Annotated in this window: 18 protein-coding genes; 5 read left to right on the top strand and 13 right to left on the bottom strand. The window is 74.1% G+C overall.

The genetic code is table 11. The features are described from left to right. Positions 1-3 precede the first annotated feature (3 nt). The gene (locus tag ACSDG8_RS06385; protein ID WP_210894891.1) at positions 4-228 is read right to left on the bottom strand and encodes a DUF3072 domain-containing protein; all 225 of its coding nucleotides are present in this window, start codon (positions 226-228) and stop codon (positions 4-6) included. A 53-nt stretch (positions 229-281) separates the two neighbouring features. On the opposite strand from ACSDG8_RS06385, the gene ACSDG8_RS06380 reads away from it, so the two are divergent. Beyond that, positions 282-1,268 (top strand): NAD(P)/FAD-dependent oxidoreductase, encoded by a 987-nt coding sequence (locus ACSDG8_RS06380; RefSeq protein WP_210895006.1) that lies wholly within the window; start codon positions 282-284, stop codon positions 1,266-1,268. Positions 1,269-1,279: 11 nt separating this feature from the next. Here the strand turns inward: ACSDG8_RS06380 and ACSDG8_RS06375 are convergent, their stop codons facing one another. From ACSDG8_RS06375 to ACSDG8_RS06365, 3 genes are all read right to left on the bottom strand, one after another. Then, positions 1,280-2,569 (bottom strand): cation:proton antiporter domain-containing protein, encoded by a 1,290-nt coding sequence (locus ACSDG8_RS06375; protein WP_210894890.1) that lies wholly within the window; start codon positions 2,567-2,569, stop codon positions 1,280-1,282. A 100-nt stretch (positions 2,570-2,669) separates the two neighbouring features. Then, positions 2,670-3,347: an HAD family hydrolase gene (locus ACSDG8_RS06370; protein WP_210894889.1), complete on the bottom strand. Its 678-nt coding sequence runs from the start codon at positions 3,345-3,347 to the stop codon at positions 2,670-2,672. A 9-nt stretch (positions 3,348-3,356) separates the two neighbouring features. After that, entirely contained in the window at positions 3,357-5,513 is a 2,157-nt protein-coding gene (locus ACSDG8_RS06365; RefSeq protein ID WP_210894888.1) for an ATP-binding SpoIIE family protein phosphatase, read from the bottom strand. Positions 5,514-5,713: 200 nt separating this feature from the next. Here ACSDG8_RS06365 and ACSDG8_RS06360 point away from each other — a divergent pair, with 200 nt between their 5' ends. Continuing rightward, positions 5,714-6,574, top strand: a complete 861-nt coding sequence (locus tag ACSDG8_RS06360) for a mechanosensitive ion channel family protein (protein WP_210894887.1) — start codon at positions 5,714-5,716, stop codon at positions 6,572-6,574. 79 nt (positions 6,575-6,653) lie between these two features. On the opposite strand, the gene ACSDG8_RS06355 is transcribed toward ACSDG8_RS06360, so the two are convergent. Continuing rightward, positions 6,654-7,016, bottom strand: coding sequence for a DUF6401 family natural product biosynthesis protein (locus tag ACSDG8_RS06355; protein WP_030499854.1), 363 nt, complete (start codon positions 7,014-7,016; stop codon positions 6,654-6,656). A gap of 162 nt (positions 7,017-7,178) precedes the next feature. Here ACSDG8_RS06355 and ACSDG8_RS06350 point away from each other — a divergent pair, with 162 nt between their 5' ends. Beyond that, positions 7,179-7,625: a hypothetical protein gene (locus tag ACSDG8_RS06350; RefSeq protein ID WP_210894886.1), complete on the top strand. Its 447-nt coding sequence runs from the start codon at positions 7,179-7,181 to the stop codon at positions 7,623-7,625. 1 nt (position 7,626) lies between these two features. Here ACSDG8_RS06350 and ACSDG8_RS06345 read toward each other — a convergent pair whose 3' ends face one another. The 5 genes from ACSDG8_RS06345 to ACSDG8_RS06325 all read right to left on the bottom strand — a co-directional run bounded on the left by ACSDG8_RS06345 (position 7,627) and on the right by ACSDG8_RS06325 (position 10,412). Next, the gene (locus ACSDG8_RS06345) at positions 7,627-7,839 is read right to left on the bottom strand and encodes a hypothetical protein (protein WP_073827580.1); all 213 of its coding nucleotides are present in this window, start codon (positions 7,837-7,839) and stop codon (positions 7,627-7,629) included. Positions 7,840-8,003: 164 nt separating this feature from the next. Beyond that, positions 8,004-8,264 carry a hypothetical protein gene (locus ACSDG8_RS06340; protein ID WP_174535784.1) on the bottom strand — a complete coding sequence of 87 codons (261 nt, stop codon included), beginning with the start codon at positions 8,262-8,264 and terminating at the stop codon, positions 8,004-8,006. A 103-nt stretch (positions 8,265-8,367) separates the two neighbouring features. Beyond that, complete coding sequence (locus ACSDG8_RS06335; RefSeq protein ID WP_210894885.1) at positions 8,368-8,829, bottom strand: SRPBCC family protein; 462 nt, start codon at positions 8,827-8,829, stop codon at positions 8,368-8,370. 56 nt (positions 8,830-8,885) lie between these two features. Next, positions 8,886-9,302, bottom strand: a complete 417-nt coding sequence (locus ACSDG8_RS06330) for a DUF2795 domain-containing protein (RefSeq protein WP_210894884.1) — start codon at positions 9,300-9,302, stop codon at positions 8,886-8,888. Positions 9,303-9,359: 57 nt separating this feature from the next. Further along, entirely contained in the window at positions 9,360-10,412 is a 1,053-nt protein-coding gene (locus ACSDG8_RS06325; protein ID WP_210894883.1) for a YihY/virulence factor BrkB family protein, read from the bottom strand. 140 nt (positions 10,413-10,552) lie between these two features. Between ACSDG8_RS06325 and ACSDG8_RS06320 the strand changes: the two genes are divergently transcribed. Continuing rightward, positions 10,553-10,957: a ChaB family protein gene (locus tag ACSDG8_RS06320; protein WP_439427731.1), complete on the top strand. Its 405-nt coding sequence runs from the start codon at positions 10,553-10,555 to the stop codon at positions 10,955-10,957. Between the two features lie 60 nt (positions 10,958-11,017). Here the strand turns inward: ACSDG8_RS06320 and ACSDG8_RS06315 are convergent, their stop codons facing one another. After that, positions 11,018-12,451 carry an aldehyde dehydrogenase family protein gene (locus tag ACSDG8_RS06315; RefSeq protein WP_210894882.1) on the bottom strand — a complete coding sequence of 478 codons (1,434 nt, stop codon included), beginning with the start codon at positions 12,449-12,451 and terminating at the stop codon, positions 11,018-11,020. Positions 12,452-12,523: 72 nt separating this feature from the next. Between ACSDG8_RS06315 and ACSDG8_RS06310 the strand changes: the two genes are divergently transcribed. Next, positions 12,524-14,116 carry a phytoene desaturase family protein gene (locus ACSDG8_RS06310; protein ID WP_210894881.1) on the top strand — a complete coding sequence of 531 codons (1,593 nt, stop codon included), beginning with the start codon at positions 12,524-12,526 and terminating at the stop codon, positions 14,114-14,116. A 733-nt stretch (positions 14,117-14,849) separates the two neighbouring features. On the opposite strand, the gene ACSDG8_RS06305 is transcribed toward ACSDG8_RS06310, so the two are convergent. Both ACSDG8_RS06305 and ACSDG8_RS06300 read right to left on the bottom strand, forming a co-directional pair. Continuing rightward, positions 14,850-15,617 carry a polyprenol monophosphomannose synthase gene (locus tag ACSDG8_RS06305; protein ID WP_073827799.1) on the bottom strand — a complete coding sequence of 256 codons (768 nt, stop codon included), beginning with the start codon at positions 15,615-15,617 and terminating at the stop codon, positions 14,850-14,852. Positions 15,618-15,708: 91 nt separating this feature from the next. Further along, on the bottom strand, positions 15,709-16,155 hold the full coding sequence (locus tag ACSDG8_RS06300; protein ID WP_210894880.1) for an SRPBCC family protein: 447 nt from the start codon (positions 16,153-16,155) through the stop codon (positions 15,709-15,711). Positions 16,156-16,190: the final 35 nt, after the last annotated feature.

Raw genomic sequence — 16,190 nt, 5'->3', positions numbered from 1 at the left:
GGCTCAGCGGCCCCGGCCGGTCTCCGCCTGCAACTCGTCGATCCGCCGGGACGCCTCGGCCTTGGTCAGGCCCTCCGGCACCGGCTCGCCCGCCTCCTGGGCCAGGGTGTGCAGGTACGACTCCTGGGCGGCGGTGGGCGGCTCGTCGCCGGTGACCCAGTCGTCCGGGTCCTTGACGGCGGCGTCCGGATTCACGTTCCTGTTGCTGCCGTTGATGCGGTCGGCCATGGCGATCCCCTCTCTTCGAACACGTGTACCACTACCCCCGACCCGCCGGGTTCATGCCGGCCGCCGCATACGATCACCTGGTGACGGCGGACCGGGCGGGCGTGGTGGTGGTCGGCGCGGGCATCGCCGGGGTGGCGTGCGCGACCGAGCTGGCGCGGGCCGGCATCCCGGTGCGGGTACGCGAACGGGCCCGGGTCACCGGCGGGCGGATGGCCAGTAAACGCTTCGACGGCCGCCCGGCCGACCTGGGCGCCGCGTACTTCACGGTCGACGACCCGGACTTCGCCGCCGTGGTGGACCGGTGGCGGGACGCCGGGCTGGCGCGGGAGTGGACCGACACGCTCGTCGCGTACGGGCCACGTGGCCGCGAGCAGGTCAGCGGCCCGATGCGCTGGGCCGCCCCGCGCGGGCTGCGCTCGCTCGTCGAACACCTGGCCGGCGACCTGCCGGTCACCCACGACCGGCTGGTGATGACGGTCGAGCCGGGCCCTCGGGTGGACGGCACCGAGGCCGAGGCGGTCGTGCTCGCCATGCCCGGCCCGCAGGCCGCGCTGCTGCTGGACCCGGCGCTGGCCGAGGCGACCCGGGCGGTGGCCGCGCAGCGGTGGTCGTCCGCGCTGACCGGCGTGCTGCGCTTCCCGGCCCGCCGCTGGGCGGACTTCCGGGGCGCGTTCGTCAACGAGCACCCCGTGCTCAGCCTGGTCTGCGACGACGGCGACCGGCGCGGAGACGGCGCGCCGGTGCTCGTCGCGCACACCACCGCCGGGTTCGCCGCCGGGCACCTGCTCCAGCCCACCGGCGCCCGCGAGGCCGTCGAGCAGGCGGTCCGCGACCTGCTCGGGCTGCCCGACCCGGCGGTGTCGACCCACGTGCACCGCTGGACGTACGCCACGCCGGCCGCCCGCGCCGACGGCCCCGGCTTCCACCTGGACGACGACGGGATCGGCCTGGCCGGCGACGCGTTCGGCCGCCCGCGCGTGCAGACCGCCTGGCGCTCCGGCCGGGACCTCGGCCGCGCGCTCGCCGCCCGGCTGGGCTGATCCGGGCGCGCTCAGCCGGTGGCGCCAACCGGTTGTGCCGCCGACCCGGCCCGGGTCTCCTCGCCGGTGCGCTGGCCCGCCCGGTCCAGCAACTGCATGACCGGGGTCGCGGCGATGCCGTGCGCCACCACCGACACCACCACCACGAGACCGACAGTGGCCCAGACCAGATCCGCCTGCGGGAAGTCGGTCTTGCTGGTGGCGTACGCCAGGTAGTAGAACGAGCCGACGCCGCGGATGCCGAACAGCGCGATCACCCAGTGCTCGGCCGGCTTGCCGCGCGCCCCGCGCAGCGACAGCCACCCGGCCAACGGCCGGATCACCAGCACCAGGGCCAGTCCGGCCAGCGCCGCCGGCCAGGTGAGCGGGGCGAGCAGCCCACCGATCACCGCGCCGCCGAACAGCAGCAGCAATAGCACGGTGAGCAGCCGCTCCACCTGCTCGGCGAAGTCGTGCAGCACGGAGTGGAACTCGTGGGTGCGCTCCGCGGCCCGGATCGCGCGGGCGGCCACGAACACGGCCAGGAAGCCGTACCCGCCGATCACCTCGACCAGCCCGTACGCGAGGAACGTCGCGGCCAGCGCAAGGAACCCCTCGGAGTGCCGGGCCAGCCGCAGCTTGCTCGGGGCGCGGAAGAACAGCTTGCCGAGCAGCCAGCCGACGAGCAGCCCGCCGCCCACCCCGGCCGCCAGCTTGTAGAGCACGTCCACCGCGAACCACTCGCCGAGCCAGCCGGACGGCGCGAGGCCGGTGGTGGCGATCGCGATGGCCGCGTACACGAACGGGAAGGCCAGTCCGTCGTTGAGGCCCGCCTCGGAGGTGAGCGCGAAGCGCACCTCGTCCTCCGAGTCCTCCACATCGGTCGGTTCGCCCACCTGCACGTCGGAGGCGAGCACCGGGTCGGTGGGGGCGAGCGCCGCCCCGAGCAGCAGCGCCGCGGCCGGCACCAGGCCGGCCCACCACCAGCCGAGCAGCGCCACCGCGGCGATGCACAGCGGCATGGCGATGGCCAGCAGCCGCCAGGTCGTCGACCAGCGGGCCCAGCTCAACGGGCGGTCGATCTTCAGGCCGGCGCCCATGAGGGCGACGATCACCCCGACCTCGGTGAGGTGGGTGGTCAGCTCCGGCCAGCGCAGCGGGTCCGGTGTGGGCAGACCGGTGGGCAGCACGAAGACGAGCATGCCGAGCCCGAGGAACGCGATGGGCATCGACAGCGGCCGTCTCTCCAGCACCCTGGGGAGCACCCCGGCCAGCAGCGCACCGACGCCCAGCAGAGCGAACGCGACATCGACCGGTTCCACGGCACCACCCTTCCGTCGCCCGTCGGCCGGGCGGTGGAGTCCAGCAGTGCCCCGAAGGAGGCCCGGCTAAGCCTGCGCGCGCCCGCCGGTTGACCGCCGCTCAGCCGAGCGACGCGATGGCGCTGTCCGACAGGGCGTCCAGCAGCGCGGCCGGGTCGTCGTACACCGCCACCGCGCCCGCGCCGGCCAGCTCCGCGCGGCCGGTGCCGCCGCAGGTCAGCCCGATGCAGGGGATGTCCAGCTTGCCGGCGGCGGCGACGTCCCAGACCGAGTCGCCGACGAACACCACCCGCTCGGCGGTCAGCCCCGACTGCTCCAGCGCGGCGACCAGGATGTCCGGCGCCGGCTTGCTCTCCTGCGCGTCGGCCGACGAGGTGACCGAGTCGATCACGTCGTCGGCGTCCAGCGCGGCCCGCAGCGCGGTCACCTCGTGCTCGGCGGCCGAGGTCGCGAGCACCACCCGCAGCCCGCGCTCCGCGCAGGCGCGCAGCAACTCCCGCGCCCCGGGCAGCGGCGTGAGCCGCTCCCAGTACTCGCCGTAGAGCGCGTCGTGCGCGTCGCGCAGCCGGCCGTCGGCGTCCCGGTCGCGCTCCGCGCCGAGCAGGTGGTCGAGGAGCTTGTCCGAACCCATGCCGATGGACCTGTGGATGCGCGCCATCGGCACCCGGTGGTCGGCCTGGCGCAGCGCCTCCCACCAGCTCACCGTGTGCAGGTACGTCGTGTCGACCAGGGTGCCGTCCACATCGAAGAGGACACCGCGGCGCTTGTCGTCGGTCATGGTCGGCTCCTACCCGGCCGGGGCGTCGCCGACGCGCGCCTCACCCGCCGGAATGAGGATCTCGAACCAGACCGTCGAGCCGCGTACGGTCGGGTCGGTGCCCCACGCGTCGCTCAGCTCCTCGATCAGGCCGAGCCCGCGGCCCCGGCTGCTCAGCGTGTCGGTCTGGGCGCGGGTGACCTGACCCCGGGTGCCCGAGTCGGCCACGGACACCAGCAGCCGCTCGGCGGACAGGTCGACCTCGACCCGGGCGGCGGTGCCGGCGTGCAGCAGCGCGTTCGTGGTCAGCTCGCTGGTGCACAGCACCGCCGCGCCGATCACCGCCTCGGGCACCTGCCACTCGGTGAGCTGCGCGGTCATCCAGTGCCGGACCCGGCTCGGCGCGGTCGGCTCGGCCGGCACCTCCATGCTCGCCGACCGGCTCGGCCGGACCGCGTACTCCACCGCGAGCACCGCCACGTCGTCCTCGGTGGCGCCCGGCACCGCGGCGGTCGCCACCCCGCACAACGCGCGCGGGTCCCCGCCGGCCGCCCCGGTGACCGCCGCGCCCAGCCCGGCCAGCCCGGCGGCCAGGTCCTGCCAGCGCCGCTCCACCACGCCGTCGCTGTAGAGCAGCAGGGTGTCGCCGGGGTGGAACGGCACGCTCGCGGTACGCGCGCGCCCGCCGAGACCCAGCGGCGGCGCGGGCGGCACCTGGACGAACTCGGCGACCGCCGGCGCGCCGGGCCGCGCGCGCCGGATCAGTGGCGCGGGATGCCCGGCGCTGGCGAGCGTGACCCGCTCCCGGTCCGCCTCGACCACGCCGAACACCACGGTGACGAACAGCTCCTGCGTGCCGCCCTCCACGCCGAGGCTGGCCACCAGCCGGTCCAGGCCGTCGAGCACGGCGTCCGGGCGGGGGTCGACCAGGGCGAGCGCGCGCAGCGCGGCGCGCACCTGACCCATCCGGGCGGCGGCCTGCACGTCGTGCCCGGCCACGTCGCCGAGCACCACCCCGAGCGCGCCGGTGGGCAGCAGGAACGCGTCGTAGAAGTCGCCGCCGGCGGCGTTGCCGTCCACGCCCGGGTCGTACCGGGCGGCGATGCGCAGCCGGGGCAGGTCCGGCAGCCGCTCCGGCAGCATGCTGCGCTGCAGCATCTGGGCGGTGCCGTGCTGGGTCTCGAAGCGGCGGGCCCGCTCGGCGGCCTGGCCGACCAGCTCCGCCGACGCGGCGAGCAGCGCGCGTTCCGCCGGGGACCAGGGGCGCGGCTCCCGGTAACCGACGGTGAGCGAGCCACGGACCACCGTCGAGCGCAGCGGCAGCGCCGCCAGGGCGCGGATCTTCTCGTCGTGCCGGTCCGCCGCGACGCCGCGCAGCGGCTGGCCGTCGGCGGTGAACGAGGCCACGCCGCTGCGCGCGGACACCACCGCCGGCAGCGCCGACTCGGCGGTCATCCGCCGCCACAGCGGGGGCAGCCGCTCGTCGGCCTCGTCGAGCAGCTCGCCGCGGATGCGGCGGACCAGCCGCCAGGCGCTGCCCTCGTCCACCGCGAACGACACCCGGTCCGCGTCGAACGAGTGCAGGCAGTAGCGCAGCGTCACCCGGGCCACGTCGTCCAGGGTGAGCGTGCCGGACAGCGCCGCCGCGAAGTCGCTCAGGCTCTGCAACTGCTGGGTCAGCTGGGTGGTCTGCGCCGAGACGGTCAGCACGCCGACGATGCGGCCGGCGGAGTCGCGTACCGCGCAGTGCCCGCGGGTGAAGACGGCCGGCTCGGCCGGGCCCTGCCGGTCGGCGGGCAGCACCGCCTCCCGTTGCAGGAACGGTTCGCCGTGCCGGTAGACGCGCTCCAGCGCCTCGCCGGCGCCGGGATCGCGCCACACCTCGGCGAACGCCTCGGCTGCCGGCCGTCCCAGCGCGTGCGGGTGCCGGTCGCCGATCAGCTCGGCGTACCCGTCGTTGTAGAAGACGACGAGGTCGTCGCCGAGGAGCAGCGCCATCGGCACCGGGGAGGCGAGCACCACGTCCATCACGGCGCGTACGGCCGGGTCCCAGCTCTGCGGGGCGCCCAGCGGCGTGCCGGCCCACGGATGATCGGTCTGCGCGGACGGCCCGTGGACGACGGGATCGGCGGGCGCTCCCGGTGCGGGGGCGGGCGGTGTGGGAACCCGACCGACGGTGCCTGGCATGACCGCAGCCTAACCGGAGCGTGGCGGGCTGGTTCCGATCATGCGTCCGTGGCGGGTCCCGGCTTCCGGCGGCGTGGACGTTCGGGCAGGTCAGGACCGGTTCGATCACCCATGTCGGGAAATTGGCCCGGTCCGGCCCGGACTGCTGCCCAGGTCACCGGGTATGCGGGCGGCGCAGTTCACGCGACAGGAGGGACATCATGCCGAAAACCCTCGCGGTCGGGCAGGTCGACATCGGTGCGGCCTGGACCGACTTCTGGAGGTCGGTGCTGCTCTTCGTACCGCGGGCGATCGCGTTCATCGCGATTCTCGTCGTGGGTTGGCTCATCGCCCGAGCCGTACTCAAAATCGTGGACGCGGCACTGGAACGGGTCGGGTTCGACCGCGCTGTGGAGCGCGGCGGGATCAAACGGGCCCTGGAACGCACCAAGTACGACGCCAGCGACATCCTGGCCAAACTGGCCTACTACGCGGTCCTGCTGTTCACCCTGCAGTTCGCCTTCGGGGTATGGGGCCCGAACGCGATCAGCGACCTGATCCGCGGGGTGGTGTCCTGGCTTCCGCGAGCCTTCGTGGCGATCGTGATCGTGGTGATCGCCGCCGCCATCGCCAACGCTGTCCGGGACCTGGTCTCCGGCGCGCTCGGCGGGCTCTCGTACGGCCGGGTGCTGGCCGACGTGACGGCGATCTTCATCCTGGCGCTCGGTGTCATCGCCGCGCTGAACCAGGTGGGTATCGCCACCACGGTGACCACACCGGTGCTCGTGGCGTTCCTCGCCACCGTGGCCGGCATCCTGATCGTCGGTGTCGGTGGTGGTCTGATCAAGCCGATGCAGGACCGCTGGGACGGGTGGCTGCATCGGGCCGCGGAGGAGTCCCGGGCGTTCCGGGAGCAGCGGCAGGCGCAGCAGGCCGGCCGGGGCGACTACGAACGCAAGATGGCCGACCGGGGCGGGCAGCCGACGCCGGCCGCGCAGCAGTCGTCGATGTCGGGCGCGGGCACGTACCGCTCCGGCGAGATGGGCGACGAGACGCAGCAGTTCCGCCGGCCGGGAGGCTGACGGCAACGGGTGACGGGGTGTCCGCGGGGTGATCGCGGGCGCCCCGAAGCCGTGTCCGGAGGCGGCCGGGCGCCGGAGGTCAGGCCAGGTGACGCGGGTCGAGCGCGCGGGCCAGCAGGCAGACCGCCAGGAGGCGGGTGAGCACCCAGTCCGGCGCGGACCAGTCCACCGGCTCGGCCGGCGGCGTCCAGCCGTGCTCCGCCGCCGCGTCGCGCAGCCCTTCGGCGTATCCGGCGAGGGCCGCCACTGTGAGCGGGTGGCGGTCGCCGTCGAGGCTGTCGCGTACCCCCGCGGCGTGCTGGTCGACCTCGGCGAGCAGCCCGGGGTTCGCGTGGGCCGCGGCGAGGCCGGCGGTGCCGACGGCGGCGGTCAGCGTGGTGAGGGTCGACCGCGCGGCCACTGCCGCGGAGCGGGTCGCGACCCGGTTGTTCGGCACGCGCATGGTGTCCGAGGCTAACGCCGCCCGGCGCGGGCCGACCTCGGCCGACCGGCGGACTGCGGGGTCGTCCGGGGGACCGGCCAACCCGTCCGTGGGGATTGAGTCGCCCGTGCGGGGGCAGAAGTCCGGCACGAGGACCAGGCAGCAGGCCCACGGAGGGACATCATGGGACACCAGGCCGACGGACCGGACCGGGCGCACCGCCGCCCGGACGGGGTGAGCGACGCCACGGTCGAGGCGCTGGGCAAGCTCAGCGAGGCCCTGGAGTGCGTCGAACGGGCGCGTGGGCACCTCTACGAGCTGCACCAGCTGATCGGCCACGCCGACCTGATGCTCGACGACGCCGTGGAGATGTTCCGCTCCGCCGGGCACCCGGCCCTCGCCGAGCGCATCGACCGGGAGCTGCTCGGACGCAACGTCATCGCCGGGCGGTGGACGTTCCAGATCGTCGAGGACTTCGACGACGGGTACTACGCGCTCTTCCGGGAGCTGGACCGGCAGGCCCGCGACGAGCTGGTCGGGGGACGGCGGCACCTCTACGAGGCGGAGATGAAGGAACGCCGCCGCAGCCGTGGGATGCCGGGGCACGAGGCGCGTCCCGGCACGAGCTGACTCAGTCGGAGGGGCGGGCGTCGGCCGGGCGGCGGCGCGCGCCGTCGTCGGCGATGATCACGGTCGCGACCATCAGCGCCACCACCAGGCTGAACAGCCAGGAGCTGTCCTCGGTGAACCGGGCGGAGACCGGAGCCTGGATCGCGGCGAGCAGGAAGCCCAGCCAGGCGAGCTTGCGCTGACGGTTGGAGAGGAAACCGGAGCCCTGTTGCATCCCGAAAGTCTTGCGCGCGACAGGGGGAGTGCCGTCAGCCGTTCGGCCGATTCTGGATGGGCTGTCCGTTTTCCTGGCTGTCCGTACCGCACTTTTTGTCGTATCGGCCGAGCATGAATCCGGCGGCTACGGGCATCGGCACGGGTGCCCGCAGCCGCCCGGGATCACATGCTGTCCGGGCCGGTCCGCCCGATCGTCGACGGCCGGTACGCCCGGTCCGCATCGGTCATCTCGCGCCGCTCGGCCTCCGGGCCGGCGCCCCGGTCCACCGCCTCCGGACCGTGGCCGAACGCGGCCTCCTCGCCGGCGTCGTTGGCCGTGACGTCGTCGCCCTGGCCGTCCATCGCCGACCGGGCGACGGCCTGGTCCAACTCGTGCAGGGGAGTGCGGTCCTCGTCGCGCCACTGGCGGTCGTTGTCGGTCATTCCCCTGCGGTACCCGGACCGGATGATCGCAAACGGCCGGACACGGCGATGGCCGCCGGCAGCGCCGGCGGCCATCGAGGCTCGGGTACGGGGGAGAGGGCTGTCAGGGGATGGGCCGGTCGACCGAACCGCGCCAGGCGCCCGTCTCCTGGCCGCGCCGTTCGATGAACTGCTTGAACCGCTCCAGGTCGCCCTTGGCGCGCCGGTCGACCACGCCGAGCTTGTCGCCGGCCTTCTCGACCGCGCCGTGCGGCTCGAACTCCATCTGGAGCGTGACCCGGGTGTGCCCCTCGTCGAGGCGGTGGAAGGTCACCACGCCGGCCTGCTGGGTACCGCCGGTGGAGCGCCAGGCCACCCGCTCGTCCGGCAACTGCTCGGTGATCTCGGCGTCGAACTCGCGCTTCACGCCCGCGATCTCGACGGTCCAGTGGGTCATCGTGTCCGAGAGCTGCCGGACCTCCTGCACGCCCTCCATGAAGTGCGGGAACTCCTCGAACTGGGTCCACTGGTCGTACGCGGTCCGGATCGGGACGTCCACGTCCACGTGCTCGGTAACACCACTCATGTCGGGGTTCCTCCTGTTCCGCTGGTGCGTCTCGTGCGGGCCGTGGGCCGGCCCGCTCACCAGCGCGTCGTCTCGTTCTTGTGCCCGAGCGCGGCCCACACCTCGGAAATCGTGCGGTAACGGGTGCCCTCGGGCAGGGTCTCCAGGGCGGCGACGAGATCCGCCGGCGCCTCGTTCTCCCGCGCGTTGGCAAGCAGCGTCTCCCGGTCACCGGGCAGGGCGGTCATCGTGATGAACCGTCCCAGCCGGCTGCGCGCCTCGACGTCCTCGGAGCTCATGCCCTGCGGCGTGCCGCTGCGCTGCTCCCCGGCCGGGGCCGTGGTGGCCTCCGGCTGGTCCTCGCCGGCCGGCTCGGGGATCCGGAACTCCTCGGCCCGCGAACCGCCGGTCCCGGCGCTCTGGACGAGACCGCTGACCTCGCTGCTCATCTGGTCGTCGACCCTGGGCGAGTGCTTGCTGCTGCCACGTTCCATGCCTTGGGAGATGCCCCGGGGGACCGCCGGTAAACCGGCGCCGGCCGGGGGAGCCGGTCATCCGGGCGGCAACCGGTCGCCGGTCCTGTCCGCGCCGGTCTTGTCCGCTTCGGTCTTGTCCGCGCCGGTCTTGTCCTCGTCGGCCGGGGCGCGCGGCGGCAGCACCGGGTCGTCCGGCTCCTCGACCCCGGCCTGCATCACCCGCCCGCGCTGCAACTCGGCGTTCACCTGCACGCCGAGCATCAGCGCGCAGTTGGACAGGTAGAGCCAGACCAGGAACGCGATGACCGCGCCGAGACTGCCGTACGTGACGTCGTACGAGCCGAAGTTGGCCACGTACAGGCCGAAGCCGAAGGAGGCGAGCACCCAGGCCACGAGCGCCAGCGCGCCGCCCGGGGTGAGCCAGCGGAACCGCGGCTGGCGGACGTTCGGCGCGATCCAGAACAGCAGCGACAGCAACGTCATCGCGACCACCGCGAGCAGCGGCCACTTCGCCACCGACCACGTGGTGCGGGCCACCGCCCCGGCGTGCAGCAGGTCGCCCACCGCATCGGTGACCGGGCCGCTGACGATCAGCCCGGTGGCCACCACCGCGAGCAGCACGATCGTCACCGCGGCCATGCCGATCTGCAACGGGCGCAGCCGGTAGAACGGCCGGCCCTCCCGTACCCCGTAGATCGCGTTGGAGGCGCGGGTGAACGCGCCGATGAACCCGGACGCGGACCAGAGCGCGCCGAGCAGACCGAAGCTCAGCAGCACCTTCGCCGGGCCCTGCTGCTCGACGACGTTGCGTACCACGCCCACGAACGCGTCGTTGCCGACCACCGAGCCGGCGCCGATCTCCCGGGCCAGGTCGATCACCGTGTCGACGGTGCGGGGGCCGTCGGAGACCAAGCCGACCAGCGCCACCACCACGATCGTGGACGGGAACAGCGCCAGCACCCCGTAGTAGGTGAGCGCCGCCGCCCAGTCGGCGCAGTTGTCGGTGACGAAACCCTTGCCGCTGCGCACCAGCACGCCCCGCCAGGTACGCCAGTTCAGCTGGCGGATCCGGCGGGGGAGACGGGACCGCGTCCGGCCGCCGACCTCCTGTGGTGTCGTCACGGTCATGTCCGCCTCCTTCGCCGCCCCGCCGCCGGGCGTGGCCGGGCGGTACCCCCGGGGGGAAATCGACAAACCGGGGCGCCGGTTTGCCCGCCGGGCGGCAGGGAACCAGGCAAGACAGACGATCGAGACTCCAGGAGGACGAGATGCCCGGGCGCGAGGTACTGCCCAGCACGCTGCGGCGCTCGCCGGCGAAGGCGCAGCGGACCTGGGAGAAGACGCACGACTCGGCGGTCGAGACCTACGGCGAGGGGGAGCGGGCGCACCGCACCGCCTTCGCCGCGGTCAAGCACGAGTTCGAGAAGGTGGGCGACCACTGGGAGCCCAAGGGCCGCAATGGGCCCAGCGACAAACAGGCCGAAGGCGGCGGCCCGGCCCGGCGCGCGCCGACGGCCGGTGGGGTGGACGCCAACGCCACCAAGGACCACCTCATGGAGGTGGCGAAGAAACTGGACGTGCGCGGCCGGTCCCGGATGACCAAGCCGGAACTGGTCAAGGCGATCGAGAAGGCCAACAACAACGCGACCCGCAAGGCCCGCGGGGGTCGCTGACCCCAGCGGGTACGCGTCGAGCCCGGGACCGCCTCGGTCCCGGGCTCGCGTCGTGCCGTCTCACCAGTGGCCGCCGCCCGGCGCCTCCAGGTGCACCACCTTCACGGTGCTGAACTCGTCCAGCAGTTCCGGGCCGTACCCGAAGCCGTGGCCGCTGCCCCGGCGCGGCTGCGCGGCGCCGCCCGGCGCTCCGCCGAAGACCGCGTTGACCTTGACGGTGCCCACCGGCAGCTCCCGCCAGGCGCGCTGGGCGTGGCTCATCGAGCCGGTCAGCACGGTGGCGGCCAGGCCGTACGGCGAGTCGGCCGCGCAGCGCAGCCCTTCGCTGAACGAGTCGACCACCACCACCGGGGCGACCGGCCCGAACGTCTCCTCGCGGACCAGCGTCATGTCGTGGCGGCAGCCCTCGACCACGGTGGCCGGATAGAACGCGCCCGGCCCGTCCGGCAGCGTGCCCCCGGCGCGTACCCGGGCGCCGGCGGCCACCGCCGCGGTGACCTGCCCGTGCACGTGGTCCCGGTGCCGGCGGTCGACGAGCGGGCCGAGTTGCGTGCCCGGGTCGCGGCCGGGGCCCACGGCGAGCGCCTCGGCGCGCGCCACGAGCGCGTCGGTGAAGTCCTCGGCGACGTCCCGGTGCACGTAGATGCGTTCCACAGCGACGCAGATCTGACCGGCGTTGGCGAAGCAGCCGAGCGCCGCCTGCTCGGCCGCCCAGACCGGGTCGACGTCCGCGTCCACCACCAGCGGGTCGCTGCCGCCGTTCTCGAGCAGCACCTTCGCGCCGGTCCGCGCGCCCGCCGCGGCGATCGCCCGGCCGGTGGCCGTGGAACCGACGTGGGCGACGACGTCGACGTCCTGCCCGGACAGCGCGGCGCCCACCTCACCGCCGCCGGTGAGCAGCGACAGCACCCCGGCCGGCAACGCCGAGTCCAGCGCCCGGGCCAGCAGCCATCCGGTGGCGGGGGTCCGCTCGCTCGGCTTGTGCAGCACCACGTTGCCGGTGACCAGTGCCGCGCCGAGCAGGCCGCAGGACACCGCCACCGGATCGTTCCACGGGGTGATCGCGGCGACGACGCCGCGCGGCTCGGGGGCCATGAAGTCCAGCGCGTCGTGCCCGCCGTGCAGCGTCCGGCCGCCCCGAACCGGCGCCAGCTCGGCGTACTGTCGCAGCGTGCCGATGCCCGCCGCCACCCCGCCCCGCGCGTCGTCCAGGGGCTTGCCCATCTCCGCGGTGGTGGCCTGGGCCAGGTCCTCCGCCGCCGCCTCGACGGCGTCCGCCGCCCGGTGCAGCGCCGCGGCCCGGTCCGCCGGCGCGGTCGCCGCCCACTCCGCCGCGACGCCCCGGGCCGCCTCCACCGCCTTGGCCACCTCGTCGGCGGTCGCCACCGGCGCCCGGCTCACCGGCGACCCGTCCGCCGGATCGTGGACGACGAATTCGCCGCCCTCGCCGCCGGCGCCCCACACTCCACCTATGAGCTGCGCAACCGTGTACATGCGGCCATGCTTGCCCCGGCCTGGGCGGGACAAACGCGTTTCGCCCGGTGACCGGCCGGGTAGGCGGATCCGATGACCTCCACCGCCGACGCCGTCGTCATCGGAGCCGGGCACAACGGCCTGGTGGCCGCGAACCTGCTGGTGGACGCCGGCTGGGACGTCACAGTCCTGGAGGCCACCGAGGCGCCCGGCGGGGCCGTGCGGTCCGCGTACGTGACAGCGCCCGGCTACCTCAGCGACCTCTACAGCTCCTTCTACCCGCTCGGCTACGCGTCCCCGGTGCTGAACGACCTGGGCCTGGAACGGCACGGCCTGTCCTGGACGCACGCCCCGGACGTGCTGGCGCACCTGCTCCCGGACGGGCGGGCCGCGGTGATCAACCGCGACCTGGACACCACCGCCGCGTCGCTGGAGGCATTCGCGCCCGGCGACGGGGAGCGCTGGCGGCACGCGTACGCCGACTGGCGCCAGGTCGCCGAGCCGATGCTGCAGGCCATCACCACCCCGTTCCCGCCGGTACGCGGCGGGCTGGGCCTGCTACGGCAGCTCCGGATCGGCGGCGCGCTGCGGCTCGCCCGCCGCCTCGTGCTGCCGGTACGCAAGCTCGGCGCCGAGCTGTTCGAGGGCGAGGGCGGTCCCGTACTGCTGGCCGGCTGCGCCCTGCACACCGACCTGTCCCCGGAGGAAGCCGGCTCCGGGGTGTACGGCTGGCTGCTCGCCATGCTCGGCCAGCAGGTGGGCTGGCCGGTGCCGGTCGGCGGCGCCCAGCGGATCACCGACGCGCTGGTGTCCCGGCTGGTCGAGCGGGGCGGGCGGATCGAGTACAGCGCCCGGGTCGAGCGGGTGCTCACCGCCCGGGGCCGCGCGATGGGCGTACGCACCGCCGGCGGAACCGACTGGCGGGCGCGCCGCGCGGTGCTCGCCGACGTGCCCGCCCCGGCGCTCTTCCTCGACCTGGTCGGCGCGGCGGCGCTGCCGCCCCGGATGGTCGAGGACCTGGCGCACTTCAAGTGGGACGGCTCCACGCTCAAGGTCGACTGGGCGCTGTCCGCGCCGGTGCCGTGGAAGAACCGGGAACTGGCCGGCGCCGGCACCGTGCACCTGGGCGCCGACATGGACGGCCTGACCACGTACGCGGCCGAGCTGGCCCGCGGCGAGCTGCCCCGGGACCCGTTCCTGCTGGTGGGGCAGATGTCGGTGGCCGACCCGAGCCACTCCCCGCCGGGCACCGAATCGCTCTGGTCCTACACGCACCTGCCGTTCCGCCGGGACTGGCGGGCCGAGGACGTGGCGGGGCACGTGGAGCGGATGGAGGACGTGCTGGAGGCGGCCGCACCCGGGTTCCGGGCGTCGATCGTCGGGCGGCACGTGGCCGGCCCGGCCGACCTGGAAGCCGCCCAGCCGAGCCTGGTCGGCGGCGCGCTCGGTGGTGGCACCGCCGCCGCGTACCAGCAGTTGTTCCTGCGGCCGATCCCCGGCCTGGGCCGCGCCGACACGCCGGTGGACCGGCTCTTCCTGGCCAGCGCCTCCGCGCACCCCGGCGGCGGCGTGCACGGCGCGCCGGGGGCGAACGCGGCGCGGGCCGCGCTGGCCCGCGACCGGGCCGTCACCGGCGCGGTGTACGCCCGCACGATGGCCGCCGCCCACCGTGCCGTCTACCGCTGACCGCGACCGCACCAGTTGCGGCCAACCACCACCGCACCCGTGACGGCTGACCTGCGGTCGCACTCGTTGCGGGTTGAGGGCCGACCCGCACCCGTTGCAGCTCCACCGCCGACCACGCCAACTGAGGAAGACCCGGCAACCCGGTCATCGGAAGCTCGCCCACTGCCGGGAGATGTCGCCCTTCACCCAATCTCGGCACGCGAGATCGACAGCCCACATCCCGGGATGCGCCGTAGATCTTGGTAGGAAAGGGCCCTCATAGGGGCCATTTCCTACCAAGATCTACAAGTTGCACCGGACCGCGACGGGGGACACCTCGGATTCCTGCGACCGGGCCAGCGGGCAGGACCATCAGCGGCATCAACCGACCGCCGACTGCGTGGGATGAGCCTGATCGCCGGACCGCGCACGCAGTTCTGGATGCCGATCGGCGAACCCGAGCGCATTCTGCGGCCGACCGCCGTCGAGGTGCATCACGCCGAGTGCTCGGCACCGCCCCGGCGGCACACCGCACCACTGCCCTTGCTCTGCAGCCGCATAGGCGTCGGTAACGCACCGTGCCCGATGTGCGCGTGCGGTGAAACGGGGCGCCCGGAAAGCGTCCCAGCTCAGGGCGGTGCTGCGCCGATGGCGGCAGAGCAAAGTGCTCAGCGGGGAAAGTGGCCGAGCGAGCGCGCCCTCACGCGCGGTGACAATTGCGCGGCGTGAGGGCGCGTTGCGGCGTGCGAGCAGGTCAGGAGTCGAGGTTGCGGTGCCGGCTGCGCAGCTTGAACGGCATCAACGCGCTCTCGATCTTCGTGGCGGTGGTCATCTTCGAGTCGCCGTCACGGCGCTCCTCGAAGCGGATCGGCACCTCCAGGATGGTGTGCCCCAGCTTGGTGGCGAGGTAGTGCATCTCCACCTGGAAGCTGTAGCCGTTCGACTGGACCCGGTCCAGCCCGATCTCGCGCAGCGCCTCGGCCCGCCAGATCTTGAAACCGGCGGTCAGGTCACGGATGCGCACCCGCAGCAGCGTGTGCACGTACAGGTTGGCCCAGCCGCTGAGCGCGCGCCGGTACAGCGGCCAGTTCTCGTCCAGCTCGCCGCCGGGCACGTACCGCGAGCCGATGACCACCGAAGCCTGCGTGGACAGCAGCGCGCCGAGCATGCCGGGCAGCGCCTCCGGCGGGTGCGACAGGTCGGCGTCCATCTGGGCGACGAAGTCCGCGCCGTCGTCGAGCGCCCGGCCGATGCCGTCCACGTACGCCCGGCCGAGACCCTCCTTGCCCGGACGGTGCACCACCATCACCCGCTCCGGGTGCTCGATGGCCAGCTTGTCGGCGACCTCACCGGTGCCGTCCGGGGAGTTGTCGTCCGCGACCAGCACCTTCAACCCCGGCAGAGGCAGCGCGAGGAGGCGCTCGACCAGCACCGGGAGGTTGCCCGCCTCGTTGTAGGTCGGAACGACGACGGTCAGGCGCGCATCCCCCCACGGGGAGGGTAACTGCACGGGTTCGATCATCACGGACATCCTCGGTCAGCCGACAGGTTCACCTGAGAGGGTATCCAGTGGGTCGCGCGTCGGCCGCACAGACGCCCCGCCGAGGGATCGATCACCCCTCCGGCTTCTGCCGCGTCGCGATGTCGGACAGCCGGGCCAGCGTCTCCCGGTTGCGCAGATGCAGCACAAGGTCGTTGAGCTTGGTCCGGACCCACCGCAGCGGCCCGGCGGCGAAGTCCTCGCCGAGCGTCACCCGGGTCCGGCCGTCCTCCAGCGGTTCCAGGGCGAACGCCACGATCGCCTCGCCGGCCGGCCACAACCCGGCGCGCAGCACGAGCCGGTGCGGCGCCTGGCACTCCAGCACTGTCGACTTGTCCTGGAGCGAGAACGGCCAGGGCCCGGCCCGGTGGTGCAGGTTGCTGCCGACGCGCGGCCACGCGTCGTCCACGTCCCGCACGTGCGCGGTGCCCACCACCCAGTCGCTGTACGTCCACCCGTCCGCGAGCACCTCGAAGACCTGCTCCGGGGGCGCGTCGATCACCTTCTCCACAACCGCCATCACCAACCGGTACCCCGGCGCGGCCCGCCGCTAAC

It is taken from the genome of Micromonospora sp. LA-10 (assembly GCF_051853095.1).
Taxonomy (GTDB): Bacteria; Actinomycetota; Actinomycetes; order Mycobacteriales; family Micromonosporaceae; genus Micromonospora; species Micromonospora echinospora_A.
The sequence above is the reverse complement of the archived record's forward strand: the minus strand, read 5'-3'. Positions and strand labels throughout refer to the sequence as shown.